The sequence below is a fragment of the Rossellomorea sp. GQ25 genome, from assembly GCF_059758515.1.
The window spans coordinates 313,959-340,323 of record NZ_JCAXEQ010000001.1; the positions used below are offsets into that span (position 1 = coordinate 313,959).

General features: G+C 39.2%; 27 protein-coding genes, 1 other RNA gene and 1 pseudogene. 22 read left to right on the plus strand and 7 right to left on the minus strand.

Annotated elements, in window-relative coordinates; all coding sequences use genetic code 11:
• Positions 1 to 5 precede the first annotated feature (5 nt).
• The 9 genes and pseudogenes from AC6CIB_RS01705 to AC6CIB_RS01745 all read left to right on the plus strand — a co-directional run bounded on the left by AC6CIB_RS01705 (position 6) and on the right by AC6CIB_RS01745 (position 7,434).
• Positions 6 to 965 carry an ArsA family ATPase gene (locus AC6CIB_RS01705; RefSeq protein ID WP_498277610.1) on the plus strand — a complete coding sequence of 320 codons (960 nt, stop codon included), beginning with the start codon at positions 6 to 8 and terminating at the stop codon, positions 963 to 965.
• A gap of 132 nt (positions 966 to 1,097) precedes the next feature.
• Complete coding sequence (locus AC6CIB_RS01710; RefSeq protein ID WP_498277611.1) at positions 1,098 to 2,351, plus strand: M24 family metallopeptidase; 1,254 nt, start codon at positions 1,098 to 1,100, stop codon at positions 2,349 to 2,351.
• 150 nt (positions 2,352 to 2,501) lie between these two features.
• Positions 2,502 to 2,762 (plus strand): annotated as a pseudogene (locus AC6CIB_RS01715) (metal-sensitive transcriptional regulator).
• A gap of 84 nt (positions 2,763 to 2,846) precedes the next feature.
• Entirely contained in the window at positions 2,847 to 3,074 is a 228-nt protein-coding gene (locus AC6CIB_RS01720) for a sulfurtransferase TusA family protein (RefSeq protein WP_498277612.1), read from the plus strand.
• A 49-nt stretch (positions 3,075 to 3,123) separates the two neighbouring features.
• Positions 3,124 to 3,603 (plus strand): DsrE/DsrF/DrsH-like family protein, encoded by a 480-nt coding sequence (locus AC6CIB_RS01725; RefSeq protein WP_498277613.1) that lies wholly within the window; start codon positions 3,124 to 3,126, stop codon positions 3,601 to 3,603.
• 48 nt (positions 3,604 to 3,651) lie between these two features.
• On the plus strand, positions 3,652 to 4,224 hold the full coding sequence (locus AC6CIB_RS01730) for a sulfurtransferase TusA family protein (RefSeq protein WP_498277614.1): 573 nt from the start codon (positions 3,652 to 3,654) through the stop codon (positions 4,222 to 4,224).
• Between the two features lie 33 nt (positions 4,225 to 4,257).
• Positions 4,258 to 5,385, plus strand: coding sequence for an MBL fold metallo-hydrolase (locus tag AC6CIB_RS01735; RefSeq protein WP_498277615.1), 1,128 nt, complete (start codon positions 4,258 to 4,260; stop codon positions 5,383 to 5,385).
• An 84-nt stretch (positions 5,386 to 5,469) separates the two neighbouring features.
• Positions 5,470 to 6,246 carry a sulfite exporter TauE/SafE family protein gene (locus AC6CIB_RS01740; RefSeq protein ID WP_498277617.1) on the plus strand — a complete coding sequence of 259 codons (777 nt, stop codon included), beginning with the start codon at positions 5,470 to 5,472 and terminating at the stop codon, positions 6,244 to 6,246.
• 267 nt (positions 6,247 to 6,513) lie between these two features.
• Positions 6,514 to 7,434 (plus strand): DUF1002 domain-containing protein, encoded by a 921-nt coding sequence (locus tag AC6CIB_RS01745; RefSeq protein ID WP_498277618.1) that lies wholly within the window; start codon positions 6,514 to 6,516, stop codon positions 7,432 to 7,434.
• Between the two features lie 49 nt (positions 7,435 to 7,483).
• Here AC6CIB_RS01745 and AC6CIB_RS01750 read toward each other — a convergent pair whose 3' ends face one another.
• Together AC6CIB_RS01750 and AC6CIB_RS01755 are read right to left on the minus strand one after the other, a co-directional pair.
• Positions 7,484 to 8,893 carry a sensor histidine kinase gene (locus AC6CIB_RS01750; RefSeq protein ID WP_498277619.1) on the minus strand — a complete coding sequence of 470 codons (1,410 nt, stop codon included), beginning with the start codon at positions 8,891 to 8,893 and terminating at the stop codon, positions 7,484 to 7,486.
• Positions 8,890 to 9,576 (minus strand): response regulator transcription factor, encoded by a 687-nt coding sequence (locus tag AC6CIB_RS01755; protein ID WP_498277620.1) that lies wholly within the window; start codon positions 9,574 to 9,576, stop codon positions 8,890 to 8,892. Before AC6CIB_RS01755 ends, AC6CIB_RS01750 begins: the two co-directional genes overlap by 4 nt.
• A gap of 239 nt (positions 9,577 to 9,815) precedes the next feature.
• On the opposite strand from AC6CIB_RS01755, the gene AC6CIB_RS01760 reads away from it, so the two are divergent.
• Positions 9,816 to 10,220 (plus strand): hypothetical protein, encoded by a 405-nt coding sequence (locus AC6CIB_RS01760; RefSeq protein ID WP_498277622.1) that lies wholly within the window; start codon positions 9,816 to 9,818, stop codon positions 10,218 to 10,220.
• A 260-nt stretch (positions 10,221 to 10,480) separates the two neighbouring features.
• Here the strand turns inward: AC6CIB_RS01760 and AC6CIB_RS01765 are convergent, their stop codons facing one another.
• Positions 10,481 to 10,741 (minus strand): YbyB family protein, encoded by a 261-nt coding sequence (locus AC6CIB_RS01765; RefSeq protein WP_498277623.1) that lies wholly within the window; start codon positions 10,739 to 10,741, stop codon positions 10,481 to 10,483.
• 173 nt (positions 10,742 to 10,914) lie between these two features.
• Here AC6CIB_RS01765 and AC6CIB_RS01770 point away from each other — a divergent pair, with 173 nt between their 5' ends.
• The gene (locus AC6CIB_RS01770; protein WP_498277624.1) at positions 10,915 to 11,796 is read left to right on the plus strand and encodes an NAD(P)-dependent oxidoreductase; all 882 of its coding nucleotides are present in this window, start codon (positions 10,915 to 10,917) and stop codon (positions 11,794 to 11,796) included.
• A gap of 298 nt (positions 11,797 to 12,094) precedes the next feature.
• Positions 12,095 to 12,616 (plus strand): type 1 glutamine amidotransferase domain-containing protein, encoded by a 522-nt coding sequence (locus tag AC6CIB_RS01775; RefSeq protein ID WP_498277625.1) that lies wholly within the window; start codon positions 12,095 to 12,097, stop codon positions 12,614 to 12,616.
• A gap of 87 nt (positions 12,617 to 12,703) precedes the next feature.
• Here AC6CIB_RS01775 and AC6CIB_RS01780 read toward each other — a convergent pair whose 3' ends face one another.
• Positions 12,704 to 12,985 (minus strand): phage holin family protein, encoded by a 282-nt coding sequence (locus tag AC6CIB_RS01780; protein ID WP_498277626.1) that lies wholly within the window; start codon positions 12,983 to 12,985, stop codon positions 12,704 to 12,706.
• Between the two features lie 243 nt (positions 12,986 to 13,228).
• Here AC6CIB_RS01780 and AC6CIB_RS01785 point away from each other — a divergent pair, with 243 nt between their 5' ends.
• Positions 13,229 to 13,666, plus strand: coding sequence for a peptidylprolyl isomerase (locus AC6CIB_RS01785; protein WP_044336908.1), 438 nt, complete (start codon positions 13,229 to 13,231; stop codon positions 13,664 to 13,666).
• A 105-nt stretch (positions 13,667 to 13,771) separates the two neighbouring features.
• Positions 13,772 to 13,960, plus strand: a non-coding RNA gene (gene ssrS / locus AC6CIB_RS01790) — 6S RNA.
• A gap of 221 nt (positions 13,961 to 14,181) precedes the next feature.
• Here ssrS and AC6CIB_RS01795 read toward each other — a convergent pair.
• Together AC6CIB_RS01795 and AC6CIB_RS01800 are read right to left on the minus strand one after the other, a co-directional pair.
• The gene (locus AC6CIB_RS01795; protein ID WP_498277628.1) at positions 14,182 to 14,832 is read right to left on the minus strand and encodes an MtnX-like HAD-IB family phosphatase; all 651 of its coding nucleotides are present in this window, start codon (positions 14,830 to 14,832) and stop codon (positions 14,182 to 14,184) included.
• A gap of 148 nt (positions 14,833 to 14,980) precedes the next feature.
• A complete protein-coding gene (locus tag AC6CIB_RS01800) occupies positions 14,981 to 15,277 on the minus strand; it encodes a DUF948 domain-containing protein (protein ID WP_498277629.1) in 297 nt (98 codons plus the stop codon).
• Between the two features lie 158 nt (positions 15,278 to 15,435).
• On the opposite strand from AC6CIB_RS01800, the gene AC6CIB_RS01805 reads away from it, so the two are divergent.
• From AC6CIB_RS01805 to AC6CIB_RS01820, 4 genes are all read left to right on the plus strand, one after another.
• Complete coding sequence (locus tag AC6CIB_RS01805; protein WP_498277631.1) at positions 15,436 to 16,224, plus strand: HAD family hydrolase; 789 nt, start codon at positions 15,436 to 15,438, stop codon at positions 16,222 to 16,224.
• A gap of 107 nt (positions 16,225 to 16,331) precedes the next feature.
• Positions 16,332 to 16,778: an SRPBCC family protein gene (locus tag AC6CIB_RS01810; RefSeq protein WP_498277633.1), complete on the plus strand. Its 447-nt coding sequence runs from the start codon at positions 16,332 to 16,334 to the stop codon at positions 16,776 to 16,778.
• Between the two features lie 179 nt (positions 16,779 to 16,957).
• On the plus strand, positions 16,958 to 19,540 hold the full coding sequence (locus AC6CIB_RS01815) for a helicase-related protein (protein WP_498277635.1): 2,583 nt from the start codon (positions 16,958 to 16,960) through the stop codon (positions 19,538 to 19,540).
• A gap of 83 nt (positions 19,541 to 19,623) precedes the next feature.
• Positions 19,624 to 20,343, plus strand: a complete 720-nt coding sequence (locus tag AC6CIB_RS01820) for a DsbA family oxidoreductase (RefSeq protein WP_498277636.1) — start codon at positions 19,624 to 19,626, stop codon at positions 20,341 to 20,343.
• Positions 20,344 to 20,419: 76 nt separating this feature from the next.
• Here AC6CIB_RS01820 and AC6CIB_RS01825 read toward each other — a convergent pair whose 3' ends face one another.
• Positions 20,420 to 21,550 carry a CAP domain-containing protein gene (locus AC6CIB_RS01825; RefSeq protein WP_498277637.1) on the minus strand — a complete coding sequence of 377 codons (1,131 nt, stop codon included), beginning with the start codon at positions 21,548 to 21,550 and terminating at the stop codon, positions 20,420 to 20,422.
• A gap of 193 nt (positions 21,551 to 21,743) precedes the next feature.
• On the opposite strand from AC6CIB_RS01825, the gene speD reads away from it, so the two are divergent.
• The 4 genes from speD to AC6CIB_RS01845 all read left to right on the plus strand — a co-directional run bounded on the left by speD (position 21,744) and on the right by AC6CIB_RS01845 (position 26,298).
• Positions 21,744 to 22,556, plus strand: coding sequence for an adenosylmethionine decarboxylase (gene speD, locus AC6CIB_RS01830; RefSeq protein WP_498277639.1), 813 nt, complete (start codon positions 21,744 to 21,746; stop codon positions 22,554 to 22,556).
• A gap of 154 nt (positions 22,557 to 22,710) precedes the next feature.
• Positions 22,711 to 23,511 (plus strand): TIGR00266 family protein, encoded by an 801-nt coding sequence (locus AC6CIB_RS01835; protein ID WP_498277640.1) that lies wholly within the window; start codon positions 22,711 to 22,713, stop codon positions 23,509 to 23,511.
• A 135-nt stretch (positions 23,512 to 23,646) separates the two neighbouring features.
• The gene (locus tag AC6CIB_RS01840) at positions 23,647 to 24,741 is read left to right on the plus strand and encodes a PRK06851 family protein (protein WP_498277641.1); all 1,095 of its coding nucleotides are present in this window, start codon (positions 23,647 to 23,649) and stop codon (positions 24,739 to 24,741) included.
• A 198-nt stretch (positions 24,742 to 24,939) separates the two neighbouring features.
• A complete protein-coding gene (locus AC6CIB_RS01845; protein WP_498277642.1) occupies positions 24,940 to 26,298 on the plus strand; it encodes a DEAD/DEAH box helicase in 1,359 nt (452 codons plus the stop codon).
• Positions 26,299 to 26,365: the final 67 nt, after the last annotated feature.

The following is a 26,365-nucleotide window of genomic DNA, read 5'->3' on the forward strand; positions in this document are numbered from 1 at the left end:
TGTACATGAATGAATTACAACACCAGTCCATTCTTTTTGTAGGAGGTAAAGGAGGAGTAGGAAAATCAACATCTGCCTCTGCTTTAGCCGTAATGTTTGCGAATATGGGAGAAAAGACGCTAATCATCTCAACAGATCCCGCGCATAACCTGGGTGATATTTTTCACCAGGAAATCAAGGGGTATAAAACCCCTCTACTCAAAAATCTATGGGGGATAGAAATTAATCCGGAGATTGAAACACAGGATTACATTAACGGAGTGAAACGAAATTTAAAGGGAATGGTTAAATCAAAGATGGTGAATGAGGTTCACCGTCAAATCGATATGGCTGCTTCGGCACCTGGGGCAGAAGAAGCAGCATTATTTGACCGAATGGTTTCCATCATTCTCGAGGAAGGAAATGAGTTCGATAAAATCATTTTTGACACAGCACCTACAGGCCATACAATCCGACTTTTATCTCTTCCTGAATTGATGGGAGTCTGGATGGACGGGATGCTTGAAAGGCGGAAGAAAACAAACAAGAACTATTCACAGCTATTAAATGATGGGGAGCCGGTAGAAGACCCCATTTATGATGTCCTGCAAAAGCGTCGTGAAAAGTTTTCAAAAGTACGGGGGATTCTACTGGATCAAAAAAGAACAGGATTTATATTTGTACTCGTTCCTGAAAGGCTCCCGATACTGGAAACAGAAAAAGCCATTGAATTGATGTCTAAGCACGGATTGAATATTGGGGGACTGATCATAAATAAGATCCTTCCGATTCAGGCAGATGGAGAGTTCCTCCAAAAAAGGAGGGACCAGGAAAATTTATACCTACAGTTGATGAAAGAGAAGTTTACAAACCAGACGTTTTATCGTATTCCTCTATTAGAAGAAGATATCTGTTCACCACGTCATCTCGACAAGTTTGTAGACTATCTACAGAAAGAAGTAATTAGTGGTGAAAGAACCATATAACATAAGAGTGTACATAGGAACTTACGGACCATTAGGCTATTTTCTCTAATGGTCATTTTTATTTTTTAGGAGGGAAAAATCATATTTTGTCGAAAATGTAATGAAATCAATGAAAATAAGGGAGTGGTATCCATGAGTGGTGATAAGAAACATTTACCGGGAATTCTTCCGTTGAAGAAAAGAGAAGAAACACAGAACCGATGGCTATTTCATCGACTTAATACCCTTTTACCTTCCTTAATGAAAAAGCATAATCTAGATATGTGGATTATTGCGGGCAGAGAGTATAATGAAGATCCTGTTCTGAAGAGTCTCTATCCGGCATCAATAGACAGTTCCGGGAGATTGACGATTCTAGTGTTTTACCTTGACGAAGATCAGCAATTGAAAAGGTGGGTACTACACAATAACCCGAACTTTGAGCCATTTTATGAACGTGTTTGGAAGCCGGAAGACTGTGATCAATGGGTGTGCCTTAAACGACTTATAGAAGAGCATTGCCCTGATACAATTGCCTTGAACTATTCCACATCCTTTGCTGCAAGTGATGGGTTAAGTCATTCGCTTTACCAACATTTAAGCATATTACTCGATGAGTACTCACATAAATTTGTGTCTGCCCAACACATCATTGTTGATTGGCTGTCGATAAGGTCATCGAAGGAACTCACAGCCTATCCTTCAATAGCGGAACTTGCGAGGCAAATAGCGGCAGAAGCTTTATCCGGAGCGGTGATCCATCCGGGTATCACAACGACTGAAGATGTAGTTGATTGGATAAGGCAACGGGTCTTGGATTTAGGAATGGAAACGTCATTTTACCCTACGGTAGATTTACAAAGAAAAGGGGCAGTGATGGAACGATTAGAAGGGGAAATCATTCGATGTGGAGATATTGTACATTTGGATTTTGGTATTCGTTATCTCGGTTTAGCGACAGATACCCAGCAACTTGCATACGTTCTCTATCCAGGCGAGGAAGAAGCTCCTGAAGGACTTCAATCCGCATTACAAACAGCCTTAAGGTTTGAAGATATCATTACAGAAGAAATGAAAGTGGGAAGAACAGGAAATGAAGTGTTTCAACGGGCAATGAGCAAGGCAAGAGATGAAGAGATAGAGGCGATGCTTTATTCTCACCCCATAGGAAACCATTGTCATGAGGCAGGAGCCTTAATGGGACTATATGATCAACAAAGAGACCTCCCCATTAAAGGCGACCTGCCACTAACAGCAAATACCTGCTATGCCATGGAGTTCAACATCAAACAATATATTCCTGAATGGAATCAGGTTATCCCGATCTATCTGGAGGAACCCGTTGCCTTCATTCAAAACCGTTTGGAATATATGGCAAAAAGGCAAATGTTCTTCTATCTTATATAATGAGTGAATGAGTACAATTCCCCCAATTGTACTCATTTATTATTTAGCATTTTTCATAAAAATGGTGGATTATCTCCTTAACTTTATACCTATCTGGGTATATTATAGTGAATGTAGCAAGAAAACAACAAGCCAACAGGAGGTGTTTTTATGGAATACAATTCACAAGTTAAAAATCGAATTAAACGTGTTGAAGGGCAGCTCCGTGGAATCGTAAGAATGATGGAGCAAGGGGAGGATTGTAAAGACGTTATTACACAACTTTCCGCAGCAAAGACAGCTCTAAACCGTTCCGTAGGCTTAATTGTTAGTATGAACCTTGTTGAATGCGTAAGGGATTCACAATAGACGGGTGAAAATACAGAAGACCTAGTAATAGAAGCTGTGAATTTATTAGTGAAGAGTCGATAAAAAAGAAGTTGACATCTTTTTTTATATCATATAATATACCCTTATAGGTATTTTAAAAACAATCATTCTTAGGAGGAATTATAAATGAACGCAGATAAAGTACTAGATGCAAAAGGATTAGCTTGTCCAATGCCGATTGTAAAAACTAGAAAGGCTATAAAAGAAATTGAAGCTGGTCAAATTTTAGAGGTTCAAACAGCGGATAAAGGTGCTAATAGTGACTTAACAGCCTGGGCTAAATCTACAGGACATGAATTGCTCAATTCAAATGAAGAAAATGATGTATTTACATTCTGGATTAAAAAAGGATAAATTTTTTTAAGGGGATCAATACCCCTTACAGTAAATAGGAGGAGATACAATGTCAGAAAGAAAAACAACCAATATCATTCTCTTTAGTGGAGATTACGATAAAGCGATGGCTGCATATATCATTGCGAACGGTGCTGCAACTTATGATCATGACGTAACCATTTTCCATACATTCTGGGGATTGAATGCTTTAAGAAAAGAAGAAATGGTACCTGTGAAAAAAGGATTTATGGAGAAAATGTTTGGGAAGATGATGCCTCGTGGCGCAGATAAACTAGGATTATCCAACATGAATTTCATGGGTATGGGCCCTAAAATGATCAAAGGTGTTATGAAGAAGCATAATGCTATGCCTTTACCTGATTTAATTGACATGGCAAGGGAACAAGAAATCAAACTGGTTGCGTGTACCATGACAATGGATTTATTAGGTTTACACAAAGATGAATTATTAGAAGAAATCGAGTATGCAGGAGTAGCTGCGTATTTAGCGGATGCTGAAAATGGGAACGTGAACTTGTTCATCTAATTTTTTTGCAATAAAATATACCCCGTTAGGTAATTGGAGGTTTTATAAATGAACACGATTGAATCAAACTTCGTATTAGATGCAAAGGGATTTGCTTGTCCAATGCCGATCGTAAAAACAAAAAAGACCATGAATAACCTGGAAGCAGGACAAGTGATTGAAATTCAAGCAACAGACAAGGGATCGAAGGCGGATCTTCAAGCTTGGGCAAAGAGTTTTGGACATGATTATCTCGGAACCATTGAAGAAGGAGATGTTCTGAAGCATTTTGTCCGCAAATCAAGTGGTGAAGAGGCTGTAGAGCGTAAACATGAGTCAGTAACAGATAATGATACATTAGCAGGTAAATTAGGCGATGAAAATGTCGTTGTTCTGGATGTCCGTGAAAAAGCCGAATATGCATTCAAACATATTCCAGGCTCGATTTCAATGCCACTCGGAGAACTGGAAACTCGTGTGGATGAACTTAATAAAGACAAAGATATTTATGTAGTATGCCGTACAGGAAACAGAAGCGACATGGCGGCGCAATTATTAGCTGAAAAAGGATTTACTAATGTAATCAATGTAGTTCCAGGCATGAGCGATTGGACTGGAGACGTTGAATCGAACGTGAAGTAAAATTATTAACACTAATACTGGGAGGTTAAATTAATGTCAGTCAAACCAATGAAATCTAAAGTTGTAGCTCAAAAAGTCATGAACAGAGAAGGTTTATTCATTTTAGATGTTCGTAATGCAGATGCCTTTGAAGATTGGAAAATTGAAGGTGTAAAATTTGAATACCTGAACATCCCATATTTCGATCTTTTAGATGGGGTAGAAGAAATAATGGATCAACTTCCTAAGGACAAAGACATTCTTGTCGTATGTGCGAAAGAAGGTTCTTCTATTATGGTAGCTGAAATGCTTTCAGATGAGGGGAAGGACGTTTCTTACCTCGAAGGCGGAATGAAAGCTTGGAGCGAACATTTGGAATCTGTTAAAGTGGGTGAATTAACAAATGGCGGAGAGCTTTATCAATTTGTACGTTTAGGTAAAGGTTGTCTATCCTATATGGTCGTGTCAAATGGTGAAGCAGCGATCGTGGATGCTACTCGTATGACTAATATCTTTATCGACTTTGCAAAAGAAAAAGGCGCAATGATTACAAATGTATTTGATACTCACTTGCATGCCGATCATATTTCTGGTGGACGTAACATTTCAGAAGCAACAAATGCTACCTATTGGTTGCCTCCTAAAGATGCTGAAGAAGTTACTTTTGAATATGCAGCTCTTGAAGACGGGAATGAAGTCGTGATTGGAAATACAACGATTGATATCACAGCTCTGTACTCACCGGGGCATACCATCGGGTCAACTTCATTTGTGATTGATGGAAAGTATTTAATATCTGGTGACATTCTATTTGTGGACAGTATCGGACGTCCGGATCTTGCCGGGAAAGCAGACGATTGGGTAGCTGATCTTAGAGAAAGTCTTTACAAACGGTATAAAGACCTTTCTATGGAGCTTACCGTTTTACCGGCTCACTTTATGAGTATTGATGAATTAAATGAAGATGGCTCTGTAGGTGAAAAGCTAGGAACATTATTTGCAAAAAACCACGGTTTAAATATCGAAAGTGAAGAAGAATTCAGAAAGCTGGTATCTGAAAACCTTCCACCTCAGCCAAACGCGTATCAAGAAATTCGTGAAACGAACATGGGTAAAGTAACTCCAGATGAAGAGAAACAGCGTAAGATGGAAATTGGACCAAACCGTTGTGCTGTTCGATAATCAATCTTACTAATCTAAAGAAATAATCAAAATGGGAACCTGCCAGAAAGGTTCCCGTTTTATTAGAAGAGGAGGAACAACACGATGGATTTGGCATTTATAATGACAATCTTTCTTATCGGATTTGTCGGCTCGTATATATCAGGAATGGTCGGGATCGGCGGTAGTATCATTAAATATCCCATGCTCCTATATATCCCGCCATTGCTTGGAGTAGCAACATTCACTGCTCATGAAGTTTCAGGTATTAGCGCAGTTCAAGTATTCTTTGCTACACTTGGTGGGGTTTGGGCTTACCGCAAAGGAGGCTATCTTAATAGAACCCTTATCACTTACATGGGTGTAAGTATTTTAATGGGCAGCTTCATTGGCGGGTATGGTTCGAAATTCATAAGTGAGGCTGGAATTAATATTGTGTACGGAATTCTTGCATTAATTGCAGCTATCATGATGTTCATTCTTAAAAAAGGCATGGATGATTGTAAACTCGAGGACGTTACATTTAACAAGTGGTTAGCTGCATCACTTGCCTTGATCGTCGGGATTGGAGCAGGTATTGTAGGAGCAGCAGGAGCTTTCCTCTTAGTTCCGATTATGCTGGTGGTCCTTAAAATTCCGACAAGAATGACAATCGCTTCATCCCTTGCCATCACGTTGATTTCTTCAATTGGATCAACAATCGGAAAGATATCTACAGGTCAAGTGGACTATTTACCAGCTATGATCATGGTCGTAGCTAGTCTAATTGCATCTCCACTGGGCGCTATGGCAGGAAAGAAAATGAATACAAAGATTCTTCAAATGATTTTAGCCGTTTTAATCCTGGCTACAGCGATTAAGATTTGGCTCGATATACTCTAAACCGTTTTGAGCTTAGTTCTAATTCACATAGTATCTTCTACCCTATAGAGGATTTATGGTGAGCAGAACTAAGCTTTTATGTGTTGTAGAATCGTGGCGGTTATAGTAGTGAATAAAAAAGTCATTGTAACTTTCATCTATTATTGTTCGTCTAACTAACAGAAAGAAATAAGACTCTAGATGGATGAACATACTTAATGAGACTAGTACAATGGAAGAGTGGAATAGCTCTATTACCTATCCATCATGAAAAAGGGAGAATGATTAATGAAGAAATTGATTAGTATTGCCTTACTATTATCACTAATGGTGGGCCTCATTCAGCCAGCATCTGCTGCAGATAATGATAAAGAAAGCATTAATGAAAAATTCGGCCTGCCTATCGTTGTATATGGAGAAACACTTACCGGCGAACAAAAGAAAGAGGTTCAAGGTCAATTAGGAATTGAAGAGGGAACTGAAGTAGAAGAGTTTACGGCAACAGGTGAAGACCTTGTGAAGTATATTGAAGGTGAAAGCCGTAATGCCCGTATGTTTTCCTCCGCGATGATTATTCGCAAAGAGAAAGGTGAGGGTCTAAAGGTTAATATCGTGACACCGGAGAATATTACGGAAGTGACGAATTCTATGTATTCAAATGCTCTATTAACTGCGGGGATCGAGAACGCAGTAGTAGATGTCGCCTCCCCTGTAAAGGTAAGTGGTCATTCTGCATTAGTCGGAATTTATAAAGCGTATGATGTTAGTGGAGAGAAGCTTGATACGGTTCGTATGGAGGTTGCCAACGAGGAATTAACCGTGGCAACAGAACTTGCCAAAGAAGCCGGGATTGATAAGGAAGAGGTCAGCAACCTGTTAACCGAAATAAAAAAGGAAATAGCCGAGCAAGATCCAGCTACGAAAGAAGAAGTTGAACAAATTGTTGAAGAGAAGCTCCAAACTCTGAACATCGAGCTAAGCCCGGAGGATCGCCAGTTATTAATCGATTTGTTTGAAAAAATGAGGTCACTGGATATTAACTTTGATAATGTTCAACAACAATTAGATGACTTAACGAATGACATCCAAACCACGATTAAGGAAATTGTCAAAGATGAAGGGTTCGGGCAAAAAGTGTCTGACTTCTTTACTGGCTTGTTAAATGCCATCGCTGATTTCTTTAAATCGATTAAAAATCTATTTGGGTAATTGACTATTTAGTATTTAAAATAACAAAAAGACTGAGTCTGCAAATGACTCAGTCTTTTATTTCAAGTAAAGGAAACCTTAGATAGACCGTTGTTCCCTTGCCTTCCTCACTATCTACAGACAAAGAACCATCGTGTTTATACATGATTTCTTTCGCGATTGATAAACCGAGGCCGTATCCTCCTGTATTTCTTGTTCTCGACAAATCCGAGCGGTAAAATCTTTCTCCAATACGGGACAAGGAACCTGCAGGAATGCCAATACCGGTATCCTCGATCTTCACAACAGCCATTCCACCTTCTTCGTACGATTGAATGAGAATGCGACTCTCTTCAGGAGAATATTTCAATGCATTATCTAAAATATTATAGAATACCTGCATGACCCGGTTGGGATCCCCATTAATAATGGATCCTTCATATAAATCATGTTGGACATCCATTTTTTTGTTTTCTGCATGGGGGCGGATAAGTGTTAAAGAATCCATTATTAACTGAGAGAGTACAATCGGTTCAATATCTAAAGAAAAAGAGGTGTTTTCCAATTTATTCAATTCAAGTAGCTCTGTAATTAATTTCTGCATCCGTATCGATTCTTTTTGAATGAGGTGCAGACTTTCTTCCATTTCTTCAGGGTTCGTTTGTACCTTGTCGGTCAATGCCTTTGCATATCCCCCAATATAGGTAAGGGGAGTCCTTAATTCGTGGGCAACATTCGAAAGAAACTGACGCTTCCGTTCCTCTTGATGTTGAAGCGAATCGACCATACTATTAAAGGTCAGGGCAAGTTCTGCCATTTCATCTTTCGAGTTGACATTGAGCCTGCCTGAAAAATCACCTTTAGCCACTTTATTTGAAAATAGTTGCATTTCCCTAACCGGTTTAAATAATGATCCTAAAGAAGATTGAATGATCAAGAACAATACAAAATAAAACATGACACCTGTGAGTACCAATATAGGGATCCCTTTACTGAAGACTTCCGTCATTTCAGCCAAGGGGATATAAATAAGTAAATACCCCATTAATCGTTCTTCGTTCATAAGAGGAAAGATAGCTCCAATCACATTCCGATTAAATTCTGCTACATATCCTTCTTTCATTACCGGATTTCCTTTAGCCAATTCACTTTTGTCATCGTTATTGATGAGAGGATTTTGGTCAATATGATATGGGAAGCTTTGGGTTAAGTCTTCAAGTTTCTCCACAACAGACACTTCGTAAGGGGAGATCACATTATACCAAAGAATTTTATCCCTTACACTCCCGCTTACGTCACCATAGTGATAGTGATCAGCTGTTCTCTGACCTTGATAAAGCAGTGAGTCCTTAACAGTCCCAATATATAAATCCTTATAGAGAAAATGAATAAAAAGAAATGAAAAGACAATGGTTAAAAATAAGCTGCTTAATAATAGAAGAGAGACTTTTTTATTGAGAGTCAGGTTTGTTTTTTTCAAATGGATCCCTCGAACTTATAGCCAAGGCCCCACACGGTTTCAATCAAAGGTCCATAGTTCTTCAATTTCAGCCGTAATGTTTTAATATGGGTGTCCACTGTACGATCGCTTCCTTCATAATCACTTCCCCATACTTGATCGAGAAGCTGATCTCGCTTATACACTCTTCCTCGATTCCGGGCAAGGAACAAGAAAAGTTCATATTCTTTTAAGGTTAAGCGAGGTGAAAGTTCACCAACTGAAATTGTCCTTGATGCCAAATTAAATGAAACCGGTCCATATCGTTCAATCATCGAATGTTGGGACGATTGATTTCCGTAGGATCTTCTCAGTATCGTTTCGATTCGTGCAACAAGTTCTTCAGCATTAAAAGGTTTAACCATATAGTCGTCACTTCCGAGCTTAAGTCCTTTCACCTTGTCTAAATCATCTCCCTTTGCCGAAAGGAAGATAAAGGGGACCTGGCTTGTTTCCCGAACCTCTTTTATTAATTGATAACCATCCATGAATGGCATCATGATATCCACAACCATGATATCCACATGTGTTTTCTTCAGTTGATCAAGGGCAGCGAGTCCATTCTCTGCATCTATGCAGAAATACTGATCCCTGTTTAAATACAGTTTGATCAGCTGCCTCATTTCCGGCTCATCATCCACAATCAGGACATTCCATTTTTTCAACGTAAACCACTCCTATCCATTCTACACATGCAATGGCATAAATTTTATTATAGACGAAATTAGTGAATTTTTTATGATACAAGAAACATTTACCGTATTAGCTTTCTCCATTTTAGCATGTAATACAGCGGGGTTCGGAGTGAAAATCCGTTAATGGCTCACTACTTTTCCCAGAACATGGACATTTGCCCTTCCCTTTTTCCCATTTCTTAATAGGCTAATAAAGAGGAGTGACGAAGATGTATGAGAGGAGAACCATATACAGAAAGAATTTGATGAACTTATTTAATACAGGATTTCCAAACCTTGGGACTGGATATGACGGCAATCCTCCAGGCGGGTATCAAGGCTATGTACCATGGGAAGGTAACCAGGGTCAAGGAGGGGGATTCGGTGGTGGACCAGGTTATTATAATCAAGGACCTTATGGTAGTACAATGGGATACGGACCACAAGGATTTCAGCCACCTGGATTTCCACAGCCCGGTTACGGTCAACCACCATTTGGGCCGGCAGGAGGATACGGGTATGGTATAAATCCAATCGGTGCAGGTTTGATTGGTCTTGGATTAGGCTTTCTTGGAGGACAGATTGTAAATAGCCCATTTAAGGGCCCACATAAACGCTACTATTATTATCTATAAAATATCAAACCGACTCTAAGGGCAGAGTCGGTTTTTTTAATGGAAATAAATAGTAATTGACTAAATATCTCTCGATGGATCGACCGTTAACTACTACCGAACGAGGAGACATATAAATACACAAACATTTGTATCTGTAGATGCCTTCATCAAGATGATGGGATTGTAGCAACTGTTGTCCTTTTATTTGTAACCGTATATTTTTTTATACTGAATTGAAAAAGCTGAACGAGTGGGTTAATCCCACTCGTTCAGCTTTATTAATCTTGTTTTTTTTCATTGTAATATTGAACCGATGTCATGGCTCCTTCACTCACCATGGAATTGTCTTCAATATTAGTAGGATCTGGATTTCCGCCTTTTTCAACAGGTAGATCTTCTTTTCTTCTCTTTTTGAATTTCGTTACCAATCCTTCTTTAACATTGTGCAGCTGATTACGCTTCTCCTTCGATGATAAGATCCATCCTAATGAACCAGCCGTAACCGTCGCACCAACCAGTAAGGTTTTATTTACTCTCATTTTATTCTTCCTCCTTCAGGGGTTATATAGTTTGTGTAGTATGTTCTTTATTTTCCCGGCATACATGAATTTAAACATTAGAGATTGATTCAAATAAATACAAGAGTGGACAATTATAGAGTTCTAGTTAAAAATATACATAATAGATGTAAAGCAAAGGGAGGAAGAAATCAATGAAGGATATTACCAAACAAAGTGTCATTGGATTTATTGGAACTGGTGTAATGGGGCAAAGCATGGCTGGTCATCTATTGGAGGCCGGTTACCAGGTGGTCGTATATAATCGCACGAAAGAGAAAGCATCGAAGCTTATACATAAAGGGGCAAAATGGGCAGACACACCAAAGGAAGTGGCTGAAATTTCGGATGCAGTCATTACGATCGTTGGATTTCCTACAGACGTAGAAGAAATTTACCTCGGTGAAAATGGTATTCTTCATCACTTAAAATGTGATTCACTTGCCATTGATATGACCACTTCATCTCCTAGATTAGCAGAGAGAATCTTTGAAGTAGGTAAGGGTAAAGGGATATCAACATTGGATGCCCCCGTTTCAGGTGGAGATATCGGAGCCAAAGAAGCAAGGCTTTCAATCATGGTAGGAGGAGACGAGGAATCATTCGAAACGGCAAAGTCCCTTTTAGACCTTCTAGGTTCAAATGTTGTGTATCAAGGAAAGGCAGGAGCGGGACAGCACACGAAGATGTGTAACCAAATCACGATTGCTTCTAACATGATGGGAGTAAGTGAAGCCCTTCTTTATGCGAAGAAATCAGGCTTGAATCCAGATAATGTGCTTAAGAGTATCACCTCGGGAGCGGCAGGTAGCTGGTCCCTTAGTAATCTGGTTCCACGAATGATTGATGAGGACTATGCTCCCGGCTTTTATGTAAAGCACTTTATCAAAGATCTTAAGATTGCCCTTGAATCATCCAGGGAGATGGAAATCAAAACACCGGGGTTAGACTTAGCCCTCTCATTGTATGAAGAATTGGCTCTTAAAGGTGAAGAAAACAGCGGTACTCAAGCTCTGATAAAATTATTGGAAACATAACAGCGAACGCTGCCCCCATATCATACTTCTTTTTTAAATGGGAATAATAGGAGAGTGTTGTTACTAATTTGAAGGTATGGTGATTCTTTTGAAAAAAAATTCATTTAAGCAATTTTCGACACTTATATACACGTTTGGTTCTATCATGACCGTAGTTACCTTCCTTGTATCTTATTTCCAAACGAAAACAATCATTCAAGCAATTAAGAAGTATAGTCCGTATAATTAAGATTTATTGTTTGCAATAACTAAATATAACTTAGACAATGATAGTGAAGATAAGTGAGGAGGGGTCCTGTTGAAGCTAACGGGTAAAAAAGTCATTCAATTAGTAAGTGCAGATTTTGAAGATCTTGAACTGTGGTATCCTGTATTGCGTTTGCGTGAAGAAGGAGCAACTGTACATATTGTCGGCGAAAATGCAAATCAAGAATACATCGGGAAATACGGGGTTCCGATTGTTTCAGAATACGCGTTTAAAGACATCAGTTCCGAAGACTATGATGCAATCCTCGTACCGGGTGGATGGTCACCTGATAAGCTGCGTCGCTATGAAGATGTGATTTCGATGGTTCAAACCATGGACAAGAATAAGAAGCCGATCGGTCAAATCTGTCATGCAGGTTGGGTTTTGATTTCAGCCAAAATTCTTCAAGGTGTAAAAGTCACCAGCACACCAGGAATAAAAGATGACATGGAAAATGCAGGGGCAACCTGGGTAAATGAACCTGTCGTCACAGATGGTCATATTGTTTCAAGCCGCAGACCACCTGATTTACCAGACTATATGAGAGAATTCATTGAAGTGTTAGCAAAATAAATGCACAATTAAAAGGACTGGGGCCAAGAGAAACTGTGATTCAGTTTCACGTGGACCAGTCCTTTTTCGTCCCTATTTCTTTTTATCTCATTTATTTCGATCATTCACCCTTGAGAAAAACGTCTGTTTAACAGATTGATGGGTGGTGATGGCTGCACCCGTTGCGATGAATCCATTGGCAATTCCATTAAAATCAAACCCCAATGTCCATCCACTGGCAGCTACTCCTACCAGCAACAAGATCCAGATAATCAACCAATCCGGAATGTGAGGAGTCCGCTTCAATGCATACCCTAAAACCCATAGCATTGGAACAAGTACAGTGACTTGAGGATCGATGGAAATTCCACTCAATAAATTTCCGACCATATGTTTCACTCCCTAAAATGAAATATGACTTCTATAAAAGCTTATTCGAACAGGATAGTGTTTCATGACAACCTGTACTCGAAGATTTAGGGGAAAGTAGAAAAAGCAAGCATAAACGGTAAAAATAATTGAAGTGGTACGTTCATTAAAATGTTTCCTAATGAAAACTGACCTTTAAAGTGACATAAGAATTGTTCAATGATATTATATTGATTGACCTAATACAAAAAGGAGCTGTTAATAATGGCGAAAAAAGGATACATACAATTTCAGACAGGTGAAAAAATCGAATTTGATCTATTTCCAAATGAAGCACCTGGAACAGTGGCAAATTTCGAAAAATTAGCAAACGAAGGTTTCTACAACGGTTTAAGCTTCCACCGTGTCATCCCTGGTTTCGTAAGCCAAGGAGGATGCCCTAATGGAAATGGAATGGGTGGCCCTGGTTACACAATCAAATGTGAAACAGAAGGAAATCCACATAAGCATGAAGAAGGTTCATTATCCATGGCCCATGCGGGTAAAGATACAGGAGGAAGTCAGTTCTTCATCGTTCATGAGCCACAGCCTCACCTAAACGGCGTTCATACCGTCTTCGGAAAAGTGACTTCAGGAATCGACATCGCTAAATCAATGAGAAACGGCGATGTTATGGAGAAAATGGAAGTATACGACGCGTAATGAAAGAGGGACGGACCTTGGTCCGATTCTTTTGTTAACGAATATTTATTGATGGTAAAGAAAAACAATAGTTGAAATGCTATTCATGATGATGTATTATACTAATACAGGCTGCGTTGTACGTAATCATAACGAAGTTTTAACCTTTAAACTGTAATAGGGAGTTTTACATCGAAGTTGGAATGTCAAGCCTCCACGACCTGAGGACGACAGGAAACCTTCTGCAAACACCCACTTTGAGGAGTGGTGGTTTAAAACTTTCTTATATCAAATTACGGCAAATGTGGCTCCTTACATTAGTATCTCAAGCCAGTTCCCAATCGGGGGCTGGCTTTTTTCATATCTTTAAAAATGAACAGCCAATAAAAAAGACTGAATTCCTAAAGGGAATTCAGTCTGAAGGTTTTTGTAACGAGGCCCCTCCCGTCCGTACATGGTTAAGTGTCCCGCAACAAGCGAATGTTCGGGAGAGGCAAGACAATTGTATCACGCTAGGGCAAGATAAGCAAAAAGATCTAGCGCAGCACTCCAATACGTATTAGATGTTGCTCAATGTCAATGAAATCATTCACTTCAATACGAGGAGTATTGTTTTCTTTCAGGATATCCTGTAATGCTTTCATGGCAAAAGTAACATCTGCCACTTTGGCAGGATGACTATCTGGTTCACTATCACCTGCAAAATAAATGGTTTCATACTCTTTTTTGAGATCAGTAAGAACTTTTGATTTGTCGATTCCATATTTTTCGGAGTGATGTGGATGTTCAGGATCAATATTCATATGTACATTCTTCTCTTTATAGTATCCTTCATTTGAGTATACCTCAACGCCAGTAATCCCGTACTGTTGAAGAATATGATGAATATAGTAATCCGTACCTGCGCTTAAAATATAGAAGTCCCCTCCTTGTGCCTGCACTTTACGGATGAAGGAAGGAACGTGTGCATCAATCTCCAGAGAATGTATATCTTCAATGATCTGACTTTCTTCTTGATGTATGGAAGTGAAAACCTGACGCAAAAATTCGATGTCCTTTATTTCTCCACACTTCCATTGTTTGTATAAATCTTGTCCCTCTGCAAAGTATTTCTCCAGTACAAGATGATAAAAATCTTTTTTAGAGATCGTACCATCAAAGTCAGACACAAATGCCCATTTTCTCATACCATCTCCTCCTCATTACTAGTCCAGTCGATTGTATCATGTTTAAAGCCAGGGATGGAAGCGAGGGAGTGGTAAACTATAATTATATTATGTAAATTAATATAAAATAATACACGATCTCCTCACTAAAGAGTAAGGTGATCGTGTATTATTTTTTCAAGCTGGTTAAAAATCCTTTCAATACTTCTGGTGTTCGTTTGAATTCTTGAACGGTGTTGGTAATGGTTGTCTTTTTGTATTCAATATCTCCCTGAATCTCTCCTTGTGTTTCTTGTAACTGGTTCGCTTCAGAAGAAATTTTGTCCATTCTGGTTTGAATGTTTGCCACCGTTTGATTCATTTCTTTAATAACGGGGCGGGTCGTCTTCACTGTTTTCATTAGTGCGACTCCCAGCATGACTATAGCAACAACAATTAACGCAATACTTGCATATACAATCCACATGTAAAGTTCACCTCAATAAACATTGTTTTTATTTATATTCCCTAAAAATCTTGAAAATAACGTGAAGAAAATTTATTTCTCTTCCTGGTTTACTAATTCCCGTATAGCTAGTAATCTAAAATATAAGGTCAACGTAAACGAAAAAGGGAGAGAAGAAGATGATTAAAGCCATCATGTTTGATTTAGATGACACATTATTATGGGACTCCAAAAGTATCGAAGAAGCGTTTAAAGCAACTTGCCATTATGCACAGACGAGAGTGGAGGTGGATCCCCAAGATTTAGTGCTTAGTGTCAGAGAAGCTGCGACAAAGTTGTATTCAACCTATGATACATATGAATTCACACAAAATATTGGTATTAACCCCTTTGAAGGACTTTGGGGAGACTTCCTGGATGAACATGATGAAGGCTTCCTTAAGATGAAAGAAATTGTTCCTACTTACCGCAAAAAGGCTTGGACGTCAGGGTTACAATCTTTAGGCATTACTGATGCAGAGCTTGGAGCAGAATTATCCGAGCGATTTCGCAAAGAAAGAAAAGAGAGACCTTACGTGTATGAAGATACCTTCCGTGTATTAAATGAATTGAAGGGGAATTTTCAACTATTGTTATTAACGAATGGATCTCCTCATTTACAGAATACAAAACTTGATAAGACTCCTGATCTCGTACCTTATTTTGAAGAAATTATCATCTCAGGAGATATCGGTAAAGGGAAACCAGATTCAGCGATGTTCCTTCATGCATTAGAGAGGCTTAAGCTTCAAAAGGACGAAGTGATCATGGTAGGAGATAATTTAAATACAGACATTCTCGGGGCTTCAAATCTCGGTATCACAACGGTTTGGATTAATCGCCGTCAGCAAAAACCTCAAGATATTATCCCTGATTATGAAATCAAAGAGCTCCATGAAGTTCTCGAGATCGTAAATAACATGAAATAGAGGCTTCCTTGTGAAGCTTTTTTTTGATCACTCCCACCAGTCATAAAAGCCTCTTACCCTTCATACTATTCACGGACATCTCATTTAATAAGGAAAGGGGTACTCTCATGGGAATAGGAATTCATCATGTTAACGTTCAGGCATCACGCTCACATGTATGGGAATTTATTCGTGATATGAATGCCTGGGCTCCTCTTGTTCCTGGATACAAAGAGCATACCATTGTCTCTGACGTACAATCCACTTGGAAATTCACCTTGCATTTTGGGGTGGTAAGCAAAAAGGTACATGTGAAGGTACTGGTTACAGAATGGAAGGAACCATCCCAAGTTAAGTTCATATTAAGGGGGATCAATCAAAAGTTTACAGGTGAAGGTTTTTTTAAGGCTGATGAAGTAAACTCTTCCATCACGGCTATGACGGGGTGTCTAACTATTGAATCCACAAGTTCACTGGCTAAAATCCTTGAATCTACATTTGATAAAATGGTGCATGAGCTCACCGAGGAACTAACTGAAGCGGTTGGGGAAGCGATTGAGAGAGGCAAGAAATGACATGCATGCCCTGAACTATGGGGCTTGCATGGTTTCGTTTTAATTTATCATCATTTAGGAGCAGCTTGTATGCTATAATGAACTATTTGTAAGCAAGAGGTTTGTTAGATTTAGAAGAAATACATACACTATAAAGTACATATAGGGATAACGTGTAAAACATATAAAGGGGTCTTACCATGCAAAACCTTCAAATACTTCGTGAAGAAGCAATAGAGGAAACAAAACGAAAAATAGAAGATGATATCACACTTTACTTAGAGAACAATGAAAGTTGTCCTACATTCCAGGATTATATTACAGAAAGAAGTGCTTTCTTTCACAATATCTGGACGAATATCTGGCTTAACAAAGTAACCAATGATGTTCTTCGAAGCCATAAAAAAGCCTTCTTAAGAAAGAAAGGTTATGATATCGAAGGGACTGATAAGAAACTAATAAATAAGTTATTTCGCAATGAGATAAGAAATTTTCAGCCATTTCATATTTTAAACTGGTTAATGGAATATCCACCTTCAGCAAACGATTGGAAGGAGCGCCATCAACATGTTAGAGAAAACTATATAAAAAAACACGAAGAAAAAAAGCAAACAGCTCTTCAAAAAGATATTCAAAAAGATATCCTCTCCTTCATAAACAAGCAAATGGATGAACTTGAACTGTATTGGTATGTGGAGTTACGCTATTTATTTGCTAAAAAATTTGTACAAGATCTGGGAACAAAAACAAAATATCGCCATATTGAACCATATATGCTGGAAGAGAAACTGGAAGAGGAAGGAAACTTCACTAGTGATTCTTTTACGACGGTATCTGACTTCTTGAAGGAATTTACAGGCTCCATTCACAAGAAGAGTGAAAACTGGGATGGACACGTATGGGAATACGAAACCTATTTCCATCCGTATGAGCGTTTCGTCTTTTATTATTCAGAGCAAATTGTATACCGCTCACTCCTGAATCATATGCCTGAAGAATTATTGTCAGATTACGGTGATGTATTCGGTCAGCCCTTATCGGAAGAACGTTTGAGCAGGCTTAGTCACCATTTTCTCCTTACGTTGAAGTCGACCTTTTTTACTATGATTCAAGAGGAGTATGTTGTGGACTTATATCAACTTGTAGAAGTTCCTTTTGATGAGAATATTCACCTTTCCATTTATGATAGGGATTTAAAAGAGCGGGAGAAGAGAAAGGCTGCTGAGTTAGCCGAGTTGAAAAGGAAGCAGGAAGAAGAACAGCGAATGCTGGAAGATATTTTCGGAAGGGAATATAGTCCTTCATTCCGGGGTGATATCAAGTATACCCTCCATATTGGTGAAACGAATACAGGGAAAACCCATCATGCCATAAGCCGGATGAAAGAAGCGAAAAGCGGCATGTATTTAGCTCCACTCCGCCTCCTAGCCCTGGAGGTATTTGATACATTGAACGCCGATGGAGTACCTTGTAATCTGAAAACAGGAGAAGAGGAAAAAGAAGTCCTTTTAGCAAAGCACGTATCGTCTACCGTAGAGATGTTCCGAGAAAAGGACGAATATGAAGTGATTGTAATTGATGAGGCTCAGATGCTTGCCGATCAAGATAGAGGTTTTTCCTGGTACCGTGCGATTACGAAAGCAAGGGCAAAAGAGGTACATATCATCGGAAGTGAAAATGTCCGGGAGTTGCTAATGGAATTAGTGGGTGAAGGAAACATTGAGGTCCATGATTACAAAAGAGAAATTCCTTTGCAAGTCGAATCGAAGGAATTCCAATTACGGCATGCCAAAAAAGGAGATGCTCTCGTTTGCTTTTCCCGTAAAAAAGTATTGGATACGGCATCAAGGTTGCAAAATAATGGGCATAAGGTCAGCATGATTTACGGCAGTATGCCTCCTGAAACAAGAAAGAAACAAATGATGCAATTCATTAAAGGGAAGACAAACATGATTGTGGCGACTGATGCAATCGGAATGGGCTTGAATTTACCGATACGAAGGATTGTATTCCTGGAAACCGATAAATTTGACGGAACGAGAAGGAGAAGGCTGACATCCCAGGAAGTAAAACAAATTGCCGGTCGTGCCGGCAGAAAAGGACTGTACAATGAAGGGAAAGTAGCTTTTACAAAGGATGTTAAAGTAATGAAACTTCTGTTAGATCAGCCCGATCGATCTCTCGAAACATTTGCCATCGCGCCGACAAGCGGTGTGTTTGAACGTTTTCAACTCTATTACCATGACCTTGATACGTTTTTCTACTTTTGGGAGAAATTCAAAAGTCCTTATGGCACGGAAAAAGCAACCCTATTTGAAGAAAGGGAGTTATATGAATTAATTCGTGGTACCGATATCGAGGCGAAGCTTACATTGAATGACCTGTACGGATTTTTACATCTTCCTTTTTCGAAAAAAGAGGCTCAGTTAACCGAGCAATGGTTAGAGTGTATGTACGCCATTGCACACGGAGAAGAGTTACCCGAACCTCTGATTAAAAACAAAAACCTGGAACAAAAAGAAGTATCCTACAAGGCTGTCGGTCTGCATCTCTTATTCTTATATCGATTGGAAAGACAAACGGAGGCTTATTACTGGGAGCGGATTAGAAGTGAAATCGCCGATGGAGTACACGAAAGTCTTAGGACAGAGGTCACCAGTATGAGTCAGACGTGTAAACAATGCGGAAAAAAATTACCTCCAAGCTTCGGGTTTCCAATTTGTGATAGGTGTCATGCAGCCAGAGTGAAAAGAAGAACGAGAAGAAAGCCTCCATTTTCGTAAGCCATGAGCAAATAAAAAGTGGAATCATGCGAATTATGGTACGATCAGATACGAATTGAAAATGCTAAATAGAGGTGTTAAGTATGAAAATTGAGATTTGGTCAGATTATGTATGTCCATTTTGTTATATAGGGAAACGTCATTTAGAGGAAGCACTCCAACAATTCCCTGAAAGAGATCAAGTTGAGATTGCTTTCAAGAGCTTTGAGTTAGATCCCGATGCACCTGTGGATACAGACATGAGTATTCAGGAAATTCTTTCGAAAAAGTATGGAACTTCTCTTGAACAAGCAAAAAACATGACAGACAGCATGGCGAAACAAGCAGCAACGGTTGGTCTGGACTTCCGCTTTGATACCAGTGTTCCAACGAATACATTCGATGCACATCGCCTGACAAAATATGCAAAAACGAAAGGGAAAGAAACAGAGCTTACTGAAATACTGTTACACGCCCACTTTACTCTTTCAAAGCACATCGGTGATAAGGAAACGCTGGTAGGATTAGCGGAACAAGCCGGATTGGATGCAGAAGAATCACAAGCTGTACTAGAAGGTCATGAATTCAGCCAGGATGTCCGATTCGATGAAGAAGAAGCCAGAAAAATTGGTGTACAAGGTGTCCCATTCTTTGTGATCAACCGCAAATACGCTATTTCAGGTGCACAGCCTAGTGACGTATTTTTAAGCTCCATCCAAAAAGTATGGGAAGAGGAGAATCAAACGGCTTCGCTCCAGCCACTGGGAACCGATGGTATGGCTTGTGACGAAAATGGATGCGATGTTCCTTCATCTAAATCATAACCCAAAGACCATGTTCAGCCAAAAAAGCAAGTGAGCGTTCCTCACTTGCTTTTTTCAGTGGTTATGAATATCAATGTTAATTACTAAAGAAGTTCTCCGTGAAATACGGTTGTGCTTTTCCGTTGAATGCGACTCCGACACCTAAATGTTCATAATGGGGTTGCAGGATGTTTTCCCTGTGCCCTTTTGAATTCATCAGTCCCTCGTGGGCAAAGATGGAACTTAATTGTCCATAGGCTAAGTTTTCTCCTGCGGTACGAAAGGCTACCTGATCTTCTTCCATGCGGTCGAATGGGGATTCGCCTTCAAGATTGGTATGACTGAAATAGTTCTGTTCGGCCATGTCCAGACTATGTTTTCTTGCAGTGTCCCTGACTTGATCGTCCCAGGAGAGAGCATGTAATCCTTTTTCCACACGTGTAGCGTTTGTCAGGTCGAAAAGCTGGAATTCAAAGCCTTCTTTCAACTCGGAACTCGCTTCAGAATAGAAATTCTTCTTATTTGCCTCCAGGCTTTCATCAATTATTTGAATGGCTGTGACAGTGTCATTTTCATGCTTGTCATAGAACACAGTTACGTAGCTTCCATCCACTTGATATACTTCCTGTTCTCCATTGTTTTGGAGCTGATAAAGAGTTAATCCTTTTCGAATATTCGTCAATGGTTCACCGAGTTCTCTCTGAACTACCTCTTTGGAAACTCCCATTTCAATGCCTGAAGAGGAAGAAAGGAGGGCCTGATTGGTGTAAAGACCATTAACCTTTTCATTTTTATCATAAGAGACCATTAGGAAATTCCGGTAGTTTTCGTGATAAGCATACCAGGAAACCCCGTATTCATTAATCGATTGTCTCTTTGCTTCACCCAGTTCCTGTTCAACGCTCTCTTTGGAATCTCCCGTTTCAATGTTATAGATAGAGAACGTTTGATCACTTGGTACCATTAAAGTTGGTTTTTCTACAGGATTCTCTTCCTTGGTATTTGAGGAATTTTCGAGATCTCGAAATGACTCGTCCAATTTTATGAGAAGAAGGTTTACTTCATTGTATAGTTGATCAAAGGTGTCCTTCACTTTAGGGCTGTTTTTGATTTCTTCCAGTTTTGATAGAACAGAATCGAATTCTGTTGCTTCCACTTTCTCTTCCCAAGCGGGTTTCGATATATAGGCAACAACAACTATCATAATAAGAAAAAATATTCGTCTCAATTGCTAACACTCCATTCTATCTTCCATTGTATCCAATTTAATAAATAAGTAAAAAGAGAAATGCTTACTCACTATGTTCAGTACCCATTCTCAATCATTTTCAATCAAGAGAAACTGTTTTAGTATGGCTGGCTCTGGGTAAGATAAAAGCATAGGCAGGCTCGACAAACTTACATATAAGGGGAAATACAAGATGAAATTATCTCATGAAGAACGAATTCAACTACATGAATTTAATAACTTAACGAAGTCATTGAGTTTTAATATGTATGATATTTGCTATACCAAGACCCGTGAGGAGCGTGAAGCGTATATTGAATATATCGATGAGCAATACAACGCTGATCGGTTAACGAAGATCCTGACACATGTATCGGATATTATTGGCGCCCACGTCTTAAACGTTTCTAAGCAGGATTATATCCCACAGGGTGCGAGTGTGACAATCCTGGTTTCTGAAGGACCGATAGTTGAAGTACCCACGGAGCATTTTGATGAATCGCCCGGACCGCTACCATCCACAGTTTCGATGCACCTTGATAAGAGCCATATTACGGTTCATACGTATCCTGAGTATCACCCTCACGAAGGGATTTCTACTTTCCGGGCAGATATCGATGTATCTACTTGCGGGGAGATTTCTCCACTTAAAGCGTTGAATTATCTTATTCACTCATTCGACACAGACATCATGACCATGGATTATCGGGTGAGAGGATTTACACGTGATATCAATGGACGAAAGTTATTTATCGATCATGATATTAATTCGATTCAGAATTACATTCCAGAAGAAATTAAAGATGAGTATGACATGATTGATGTAAATGTGTATCCTCAGAATATATTTCATACCAAATGTAAGTTGAAAGAGTTTGATTTAAATAACTATTTATTCGGCTATACAAAAGATAAACTGGATGAAAGTGAAATGGATGAAATTACAGACAAAGTAAAAATGGAAATGGACGAAATTTTTTACGGTAAGAACATTCCTAAAACATAATCATGGGAGAAACACACTCCGTCACGAGCAGATTCATGTCGGAGTGTGTTTTTTTGTATGAAATCTCATTATTGCGAAAAAAGAATTAGAGGAGGGAAATGTATCTGTTTTGAAGAATAGGTAAATATGCTTGAATTAGAAGGAGGAACAAGGAATGAATTCACATGAAATTGAATACAAATTGCATGGAGATGATATGCAGTTCGTTGAAATAGAATTAGATCCAGGAGAAAGTGCCGTAGCCGAAGCTGGTGGAATGATGATGATGGAAGACGGGATCGGGATGGAAACGATCTTTGGCGATGGATCCCAGGGAAGTGGTAACGGGGGATTTCTTGGAAAACTTGTTGGTGCAGGAAAGCGTATATTAACGGGTGAAAGCTTGTTCATGACCGTGTTCACCAATGAAGGTATGGGTAAAAAACATGTTTCCTTCGCAGCACCTTATCCAGGAAAGATTATTCCGGTTGATCTAAGTGAATTGGGTGGCAAAGTGATATGTCAGAAGGATTCATTTCTTTGTTCAGCAAAGGGAGTATCTGTTGGCATCGATTTTCAAAAGAAATTAGGAACTGGCTTCTTTGGCGGTGAAGGATTTATTATGCAGAAGCTTGAAGGAGATGGGTTAGCTTTTCTTCATGCAGGCGGAACGATTCACAGAAAAGAACTTCAACCTGGCGAGGTGTTACGGGTAGATACCGGTTGCTTAGTGGCCATGACGAAAGATGTAGACTACAATATCGAGTATGTTGGAAAAATCAAATCTGCCTTCCTTGGCGGAGAAGGATTATTTTTTGCCACGGTCCGTGGACCTGGGACCGCCTGGATTCAGTCACTCCCTTTCAGTCGTTTAGCTGAAAGAATTTATGCAAGTGCTCCCCAAGGGGGAGGTCGTTCGACTGGTGAGGGAAGTTTACTTGGTGGAATCGGTGATTTTCTAAACGGAGACGATTGATTCACGGCTATACATAAAAAGCATTTCCATTCGTGGAAATGTTTTTTATGTTCAAGCCATTACGCTTTAGTTGGGTATTCACCTATTTAGATCCCACATCATATGTTTAAATAAATGATGTGAAAGGGTGATTTCATGACTGGAAAGATTCGTCATTATTATGCTGGAGGGAATACGGCTAAAGGTTTTTACAGTCTATATGATTCAGTTATAGATGGGTTAGAGCGAGTATATATCTTAAAGGCTGGTCCTGGAACAGGTAAATCCTCATTAATGAAGTCGATTGGAAAACGTTTTGAGGAAAAAGGATTAAACGTGGACTATTTACATTGTGCTTCCGATAATCAATCCATCGATGGTGTTCTCCTCCCAGAGTTTGGTGTGGGGATTGTGGATGGGACAGCTCCTCATATTATAGAACCAAAAGCACCCGGTGTTATTGAAGAGTATGTGAATTTAGGAGTAGCATGGGACCGGGAAGAACTGTCCAGGAACAAAGAAGAAATACTTGGCTTAAATGATAAAATTGCCTCACTCTTTCAGAAAGCTTACAACACCTTTGCAGCATCTCTGCGTGCACATGATGATATTGAAGAAATCTACATTTCCAACATGAACTTCACAAAAGCAAATGAATTAACAAATGAGTTAATTTCACTCTTCTTTGAAGATAAAAGCCTTTCTAAATCCTCTACAGTCACACATCGGTTCTTAGGTGCCGCGACTCCTGATGGAGCAGTTGACTACATTCAAAATTTAACAGAGGATGTCGATAAGCGTTACTTTATCAAAGGGCGTGCAGGATCCGGAAAGTCAACGATGTTAAAGAAAATTGCTTCTGCTGGTGAAGAAAAAGGCTATGATATAGAGGTTTATCATTGTGGATTTGACCCCAATAGTCTTGATATGTTAATCATACGAGAAAAAGGAATCGCTATTTTCGATAGTACAGCACCACATGAATATTTCCCAGATCGGGAATCTGATGAAATTATCGATATGTATGAAATATGCATTACTCAAGGAACAGATGAGAAATACGCTGACGATATAGAACGAACGACAAAAGCCTATAAGGATAAAATGAAAGAAGCAATCTCATATCTTAAAGAAGCTAAAAGCCTTCGTGAACAACTTGAATCCATTTATATAAGAGCCATGGACTTTTCGAAGGTGAATACAATTAAAGAAGAAATCTTTCAGGAAATAAATGAGTTTATAAAGAAGTAGTATATTGAGGGAACACCAGAACGCGATGATCTTTAGGTGATCGCGTTTTTATTTGGTTGACAAAATTCCCTATAGGTTAATACACGATTAACATGAAGGATGCCAATTCGGGATTCTTTTTGTTCTTGCTTTTTCGCCATGAAACATTCACTATTAGTAGACAAGTCAAATCTCGTATTAAGAAAGTAGGAATGATCATTGAACTCGTTTGAATCACTGGGACTATCAAAAGGTCTTCAGAAAACCCTATCTACTAACGGTGTAAATAAACCGACACTCATACAAGAAAATGTAATCCCGGCACTTTTGGAGGGCAAAGATGTCATGGCCAAGGCTCAAACCGGGACAGGTAAAACCTTTGCTTACGTTTTACCCATTCTGGAGAAAAGTAAATCAAACACTCATCATATTCAGAGTTTGATTATTACCCCGACACGTGAGCTGGCTATCCAGGTAACAAGTGAGATAAGAAAGCTCACACCGAAAAACAAAGGGTTTAGCGTTCTCTCCGTTTATGGTGGTAAAAGCCATGAAGAGGAAATCAAGGAACTGGAACAGAATGTTAATATTGTGGTTGGAACTCCAGGGCGGCTATTGGATCATCTAAAAAGAGGGAATCTCGATCTATCTCATCTTTTGTTTTTGGTGATTGATGAAGCAGATCAACTTCTGCAAGTAGGTTTTCTAAATAAAGTCGAAGAAATTTTAAGGAAAACGCCAGCTCATCGTCAAACGATGTTATTTTCTGCGACGATTCCTGCTGAAATCAAAAAATTGGGTCGCAAATATATGAAAACTCCCCAATTTATCGAGGTAGCGGAACCTGAAAAATCCACTTCCATAAATCAATTTGCCATTTTTACAGTTGATCGGGCCAAGCAAGACACAGTCATTCAATTAATAGAGGCATTTCAACCAAGTAAATCCATCGTTTTTTGCAGAACGAAACGACGGGTGACGAAATTATATCAAGTACTGAAGTCAAAAGGATTTAAAGTGGCTGAACTTCATGGGGATATCCCACAAGAGAAGCGTGAAATTGTAATGGAGCAATTTAGAACCGGAAACGTACCAATGTTAGTTGCGACTGACGTGGCTTCCAGGGGATTGGATATTGAGGGAGTCACTCACGTCTTTAATTATGACATGCCTGAGAATGCCGAGACCTATATTCACCGAATAGGAAGAACCGGGAGAGCGGGTGAAACAGGCTTAGCTTATACACTTTATTCATCTGAAGAAAGAAGCCTACTGGACGGAATTGAAGCAGAGTTAAATAGTCGGATTCAAAAGCAAAATCTTGGGAATACCATTTCTCTAAAATCAAAAACAACCTCTAAGAAAAAGGGAGATAAAAGACAAAGAAACAGGAAAAGCAATAATCGGGAATCCCTGACCAGGGGAAAGGACGAGTTCAAAGATAAACAAATGACGAGTAGCAAGTCCTCTACCTCACTACAACTAAAAACTTCCGAGGTGACAGAAGCGAAGCCGCACTTTAAAGGGAGAAAAACCGAAAGAGGATCTTCATCTCGATCTTATAAGCGAAAAAAATAAACGATAAAACCATGCGGAGGCATGGTTTTTATTGTGCGAAAGTTCCAATGAAATGGCATATTTATAT

Bases quoted from the DNA above. Each gene is read 5' to 3' on its own strand.
- AC6CIB_RS01795 (WP_498277628.1), bottom strand. From the start codon at position 14,832: ATGAGAAAATGGGCATTTGTGTCTGACTTTGATGGTACGATCTCTAAA.
- AC6CIB_RS01760 (WP_498277622.1), top strand. From the start codon at position 9,816: ATGTATGAGAGGAGAACCATATACAGAAAGAATTTGATGAACTTATTT.
- AC6CIB_RS01815 (WP_498277635.1), top strand. From the start codon at position 16,958: ATGCAAAACCTTCAAATACTTCGTGAAGAAGCAATAGAGGAAACAAAA.
- AC6CIB_RS01765 (WP_498277623.1), bottom strand. From the start codon at position 10,741: ATGAGAGTAAATAAAACCTTACTGGTTGGTGCGACGGTTACGGCTGGT.
- AC6CIB_RS01740 (WP_498277617.1), top strand. From the start codon at position 5,470: ATGGATTTGGCATTTATAATGACAATCTTTCTTATCGGATTTGTCGGC.
- AC6CIB_RS01745 (WP_498277618.1), top strand. From the start codon at position 6,514: ATGAAGAAATTGATTAGTATTGCCTTACTATTATCACTAATGGTGGGC.
- AC6CIB_RS01800 (WP_498277629.1), bottom strand. From the start codon at position 15,277: ATGTGGATTGTATATGCAAGTATTGCGTTAATTGTTGTTGCTATAGTC.
- AC6CIB_RS01835 (WP_498277640.1), top strand. From the start codon at position 22,711: ATGAATTCACATGAAATTGAATACAAATTGCATGGAGATGATATGCAG.
- AC6CIB_RS01735 (WP_498277615.1), top strand. From the start codon at position 4,258: ATGTCAGTCAAACCAATGAAATCTAAAGTTGTAGCTCAAAAAGTCATG.
- AC6CIB_RS01805 (WP_498277631.1), top strand. From the start codon at position 15,436: ATGATTAAAGCCATCATGTTTGATTTAGATGACACATTATTATGGGAC.
- AC6CIB_RS01730 (WP_498277614.1), top strand. From the start codon at position 3,652: ATGAACACGATTGAATCAAACTTCGTATTAGATGCAAAGGGATTTGCT.
- AC6CIB_RS01710 (WP_498277611.1), top strand. From the start codon at position 1,098: ATGAGTGGTGATAAGAAACATTTACCGGGAATTCTTCCGTTGAAGAAA.
- AC6CIB_RS01810 (WP_498277633.1), top strand. From the start codon at position 16,332: ATGGGAATAGGAATTCATCATGTTAACGTTCAGGCATCACGCTCACAT.
- AC6CIB_RS01780 (WP_498277626.1), bottom strand. From the start codon at position 12,985: ATGGTCGGAAATTTATTGAGTGGAATTTCCATCGATCCTCAAGTCACT.
- AC6CIB_RS01840 (WP_498277641.1), top strand. From the start codon at position 23,647: ATGACTGGAAAGATTCGTCATTATTATGCTGGAGGGAATACGGCTAAA.
- AC6CIB_RS01785 (WP_044336908.1), top strand. From the start codon at position 13,229: ATGGCGAAAAAAGGATACATACAATTTCAGACAGGTGAAAAAATCGAA.
- AC6CIB_RS01725 (WP_498277613.1), top strand. From the start codon at position 3,124: ATGTCAGAAAGAAAAACAACCAATATCATTCTCTTTAGTGGAGATTAC.
- AC6CIB_RS01705 (WP_498277610.1), top strand. From the start codon at position 6: ATGAATGAATTACAACACCAGTCCATTCTTTTTGTAGGAGGTAAAGGA.
- AC6CIB_RS01720 (WP_498277612.1), top strand. From the start codon at position 2,847: ATGAACGCAGATAAAGTACTAGATGCAAAAGGATTAGCTTGTCCAATG.
- speD (WP_498277639.1), top strand. From the start codon at position 21,744: ATGAAATTATCTCATGAAGAACGAATTCAACTACATGAATTTAATAAC.
- AC6CIB_RS01770 (WP_498277624.1), top strand. From the start codon at position 10,915: ATGAAGGATATTACCAAACAAAGTGTCATTGGATTTATTGGAACTGGT.
- AC6CIB_RS01820 (WP_498277636.1), top strand. From the start codon at position 19,624: ATGAAAATTGAGATTTGGTCAGATTATGTATGTCCATTTTGTTATATA.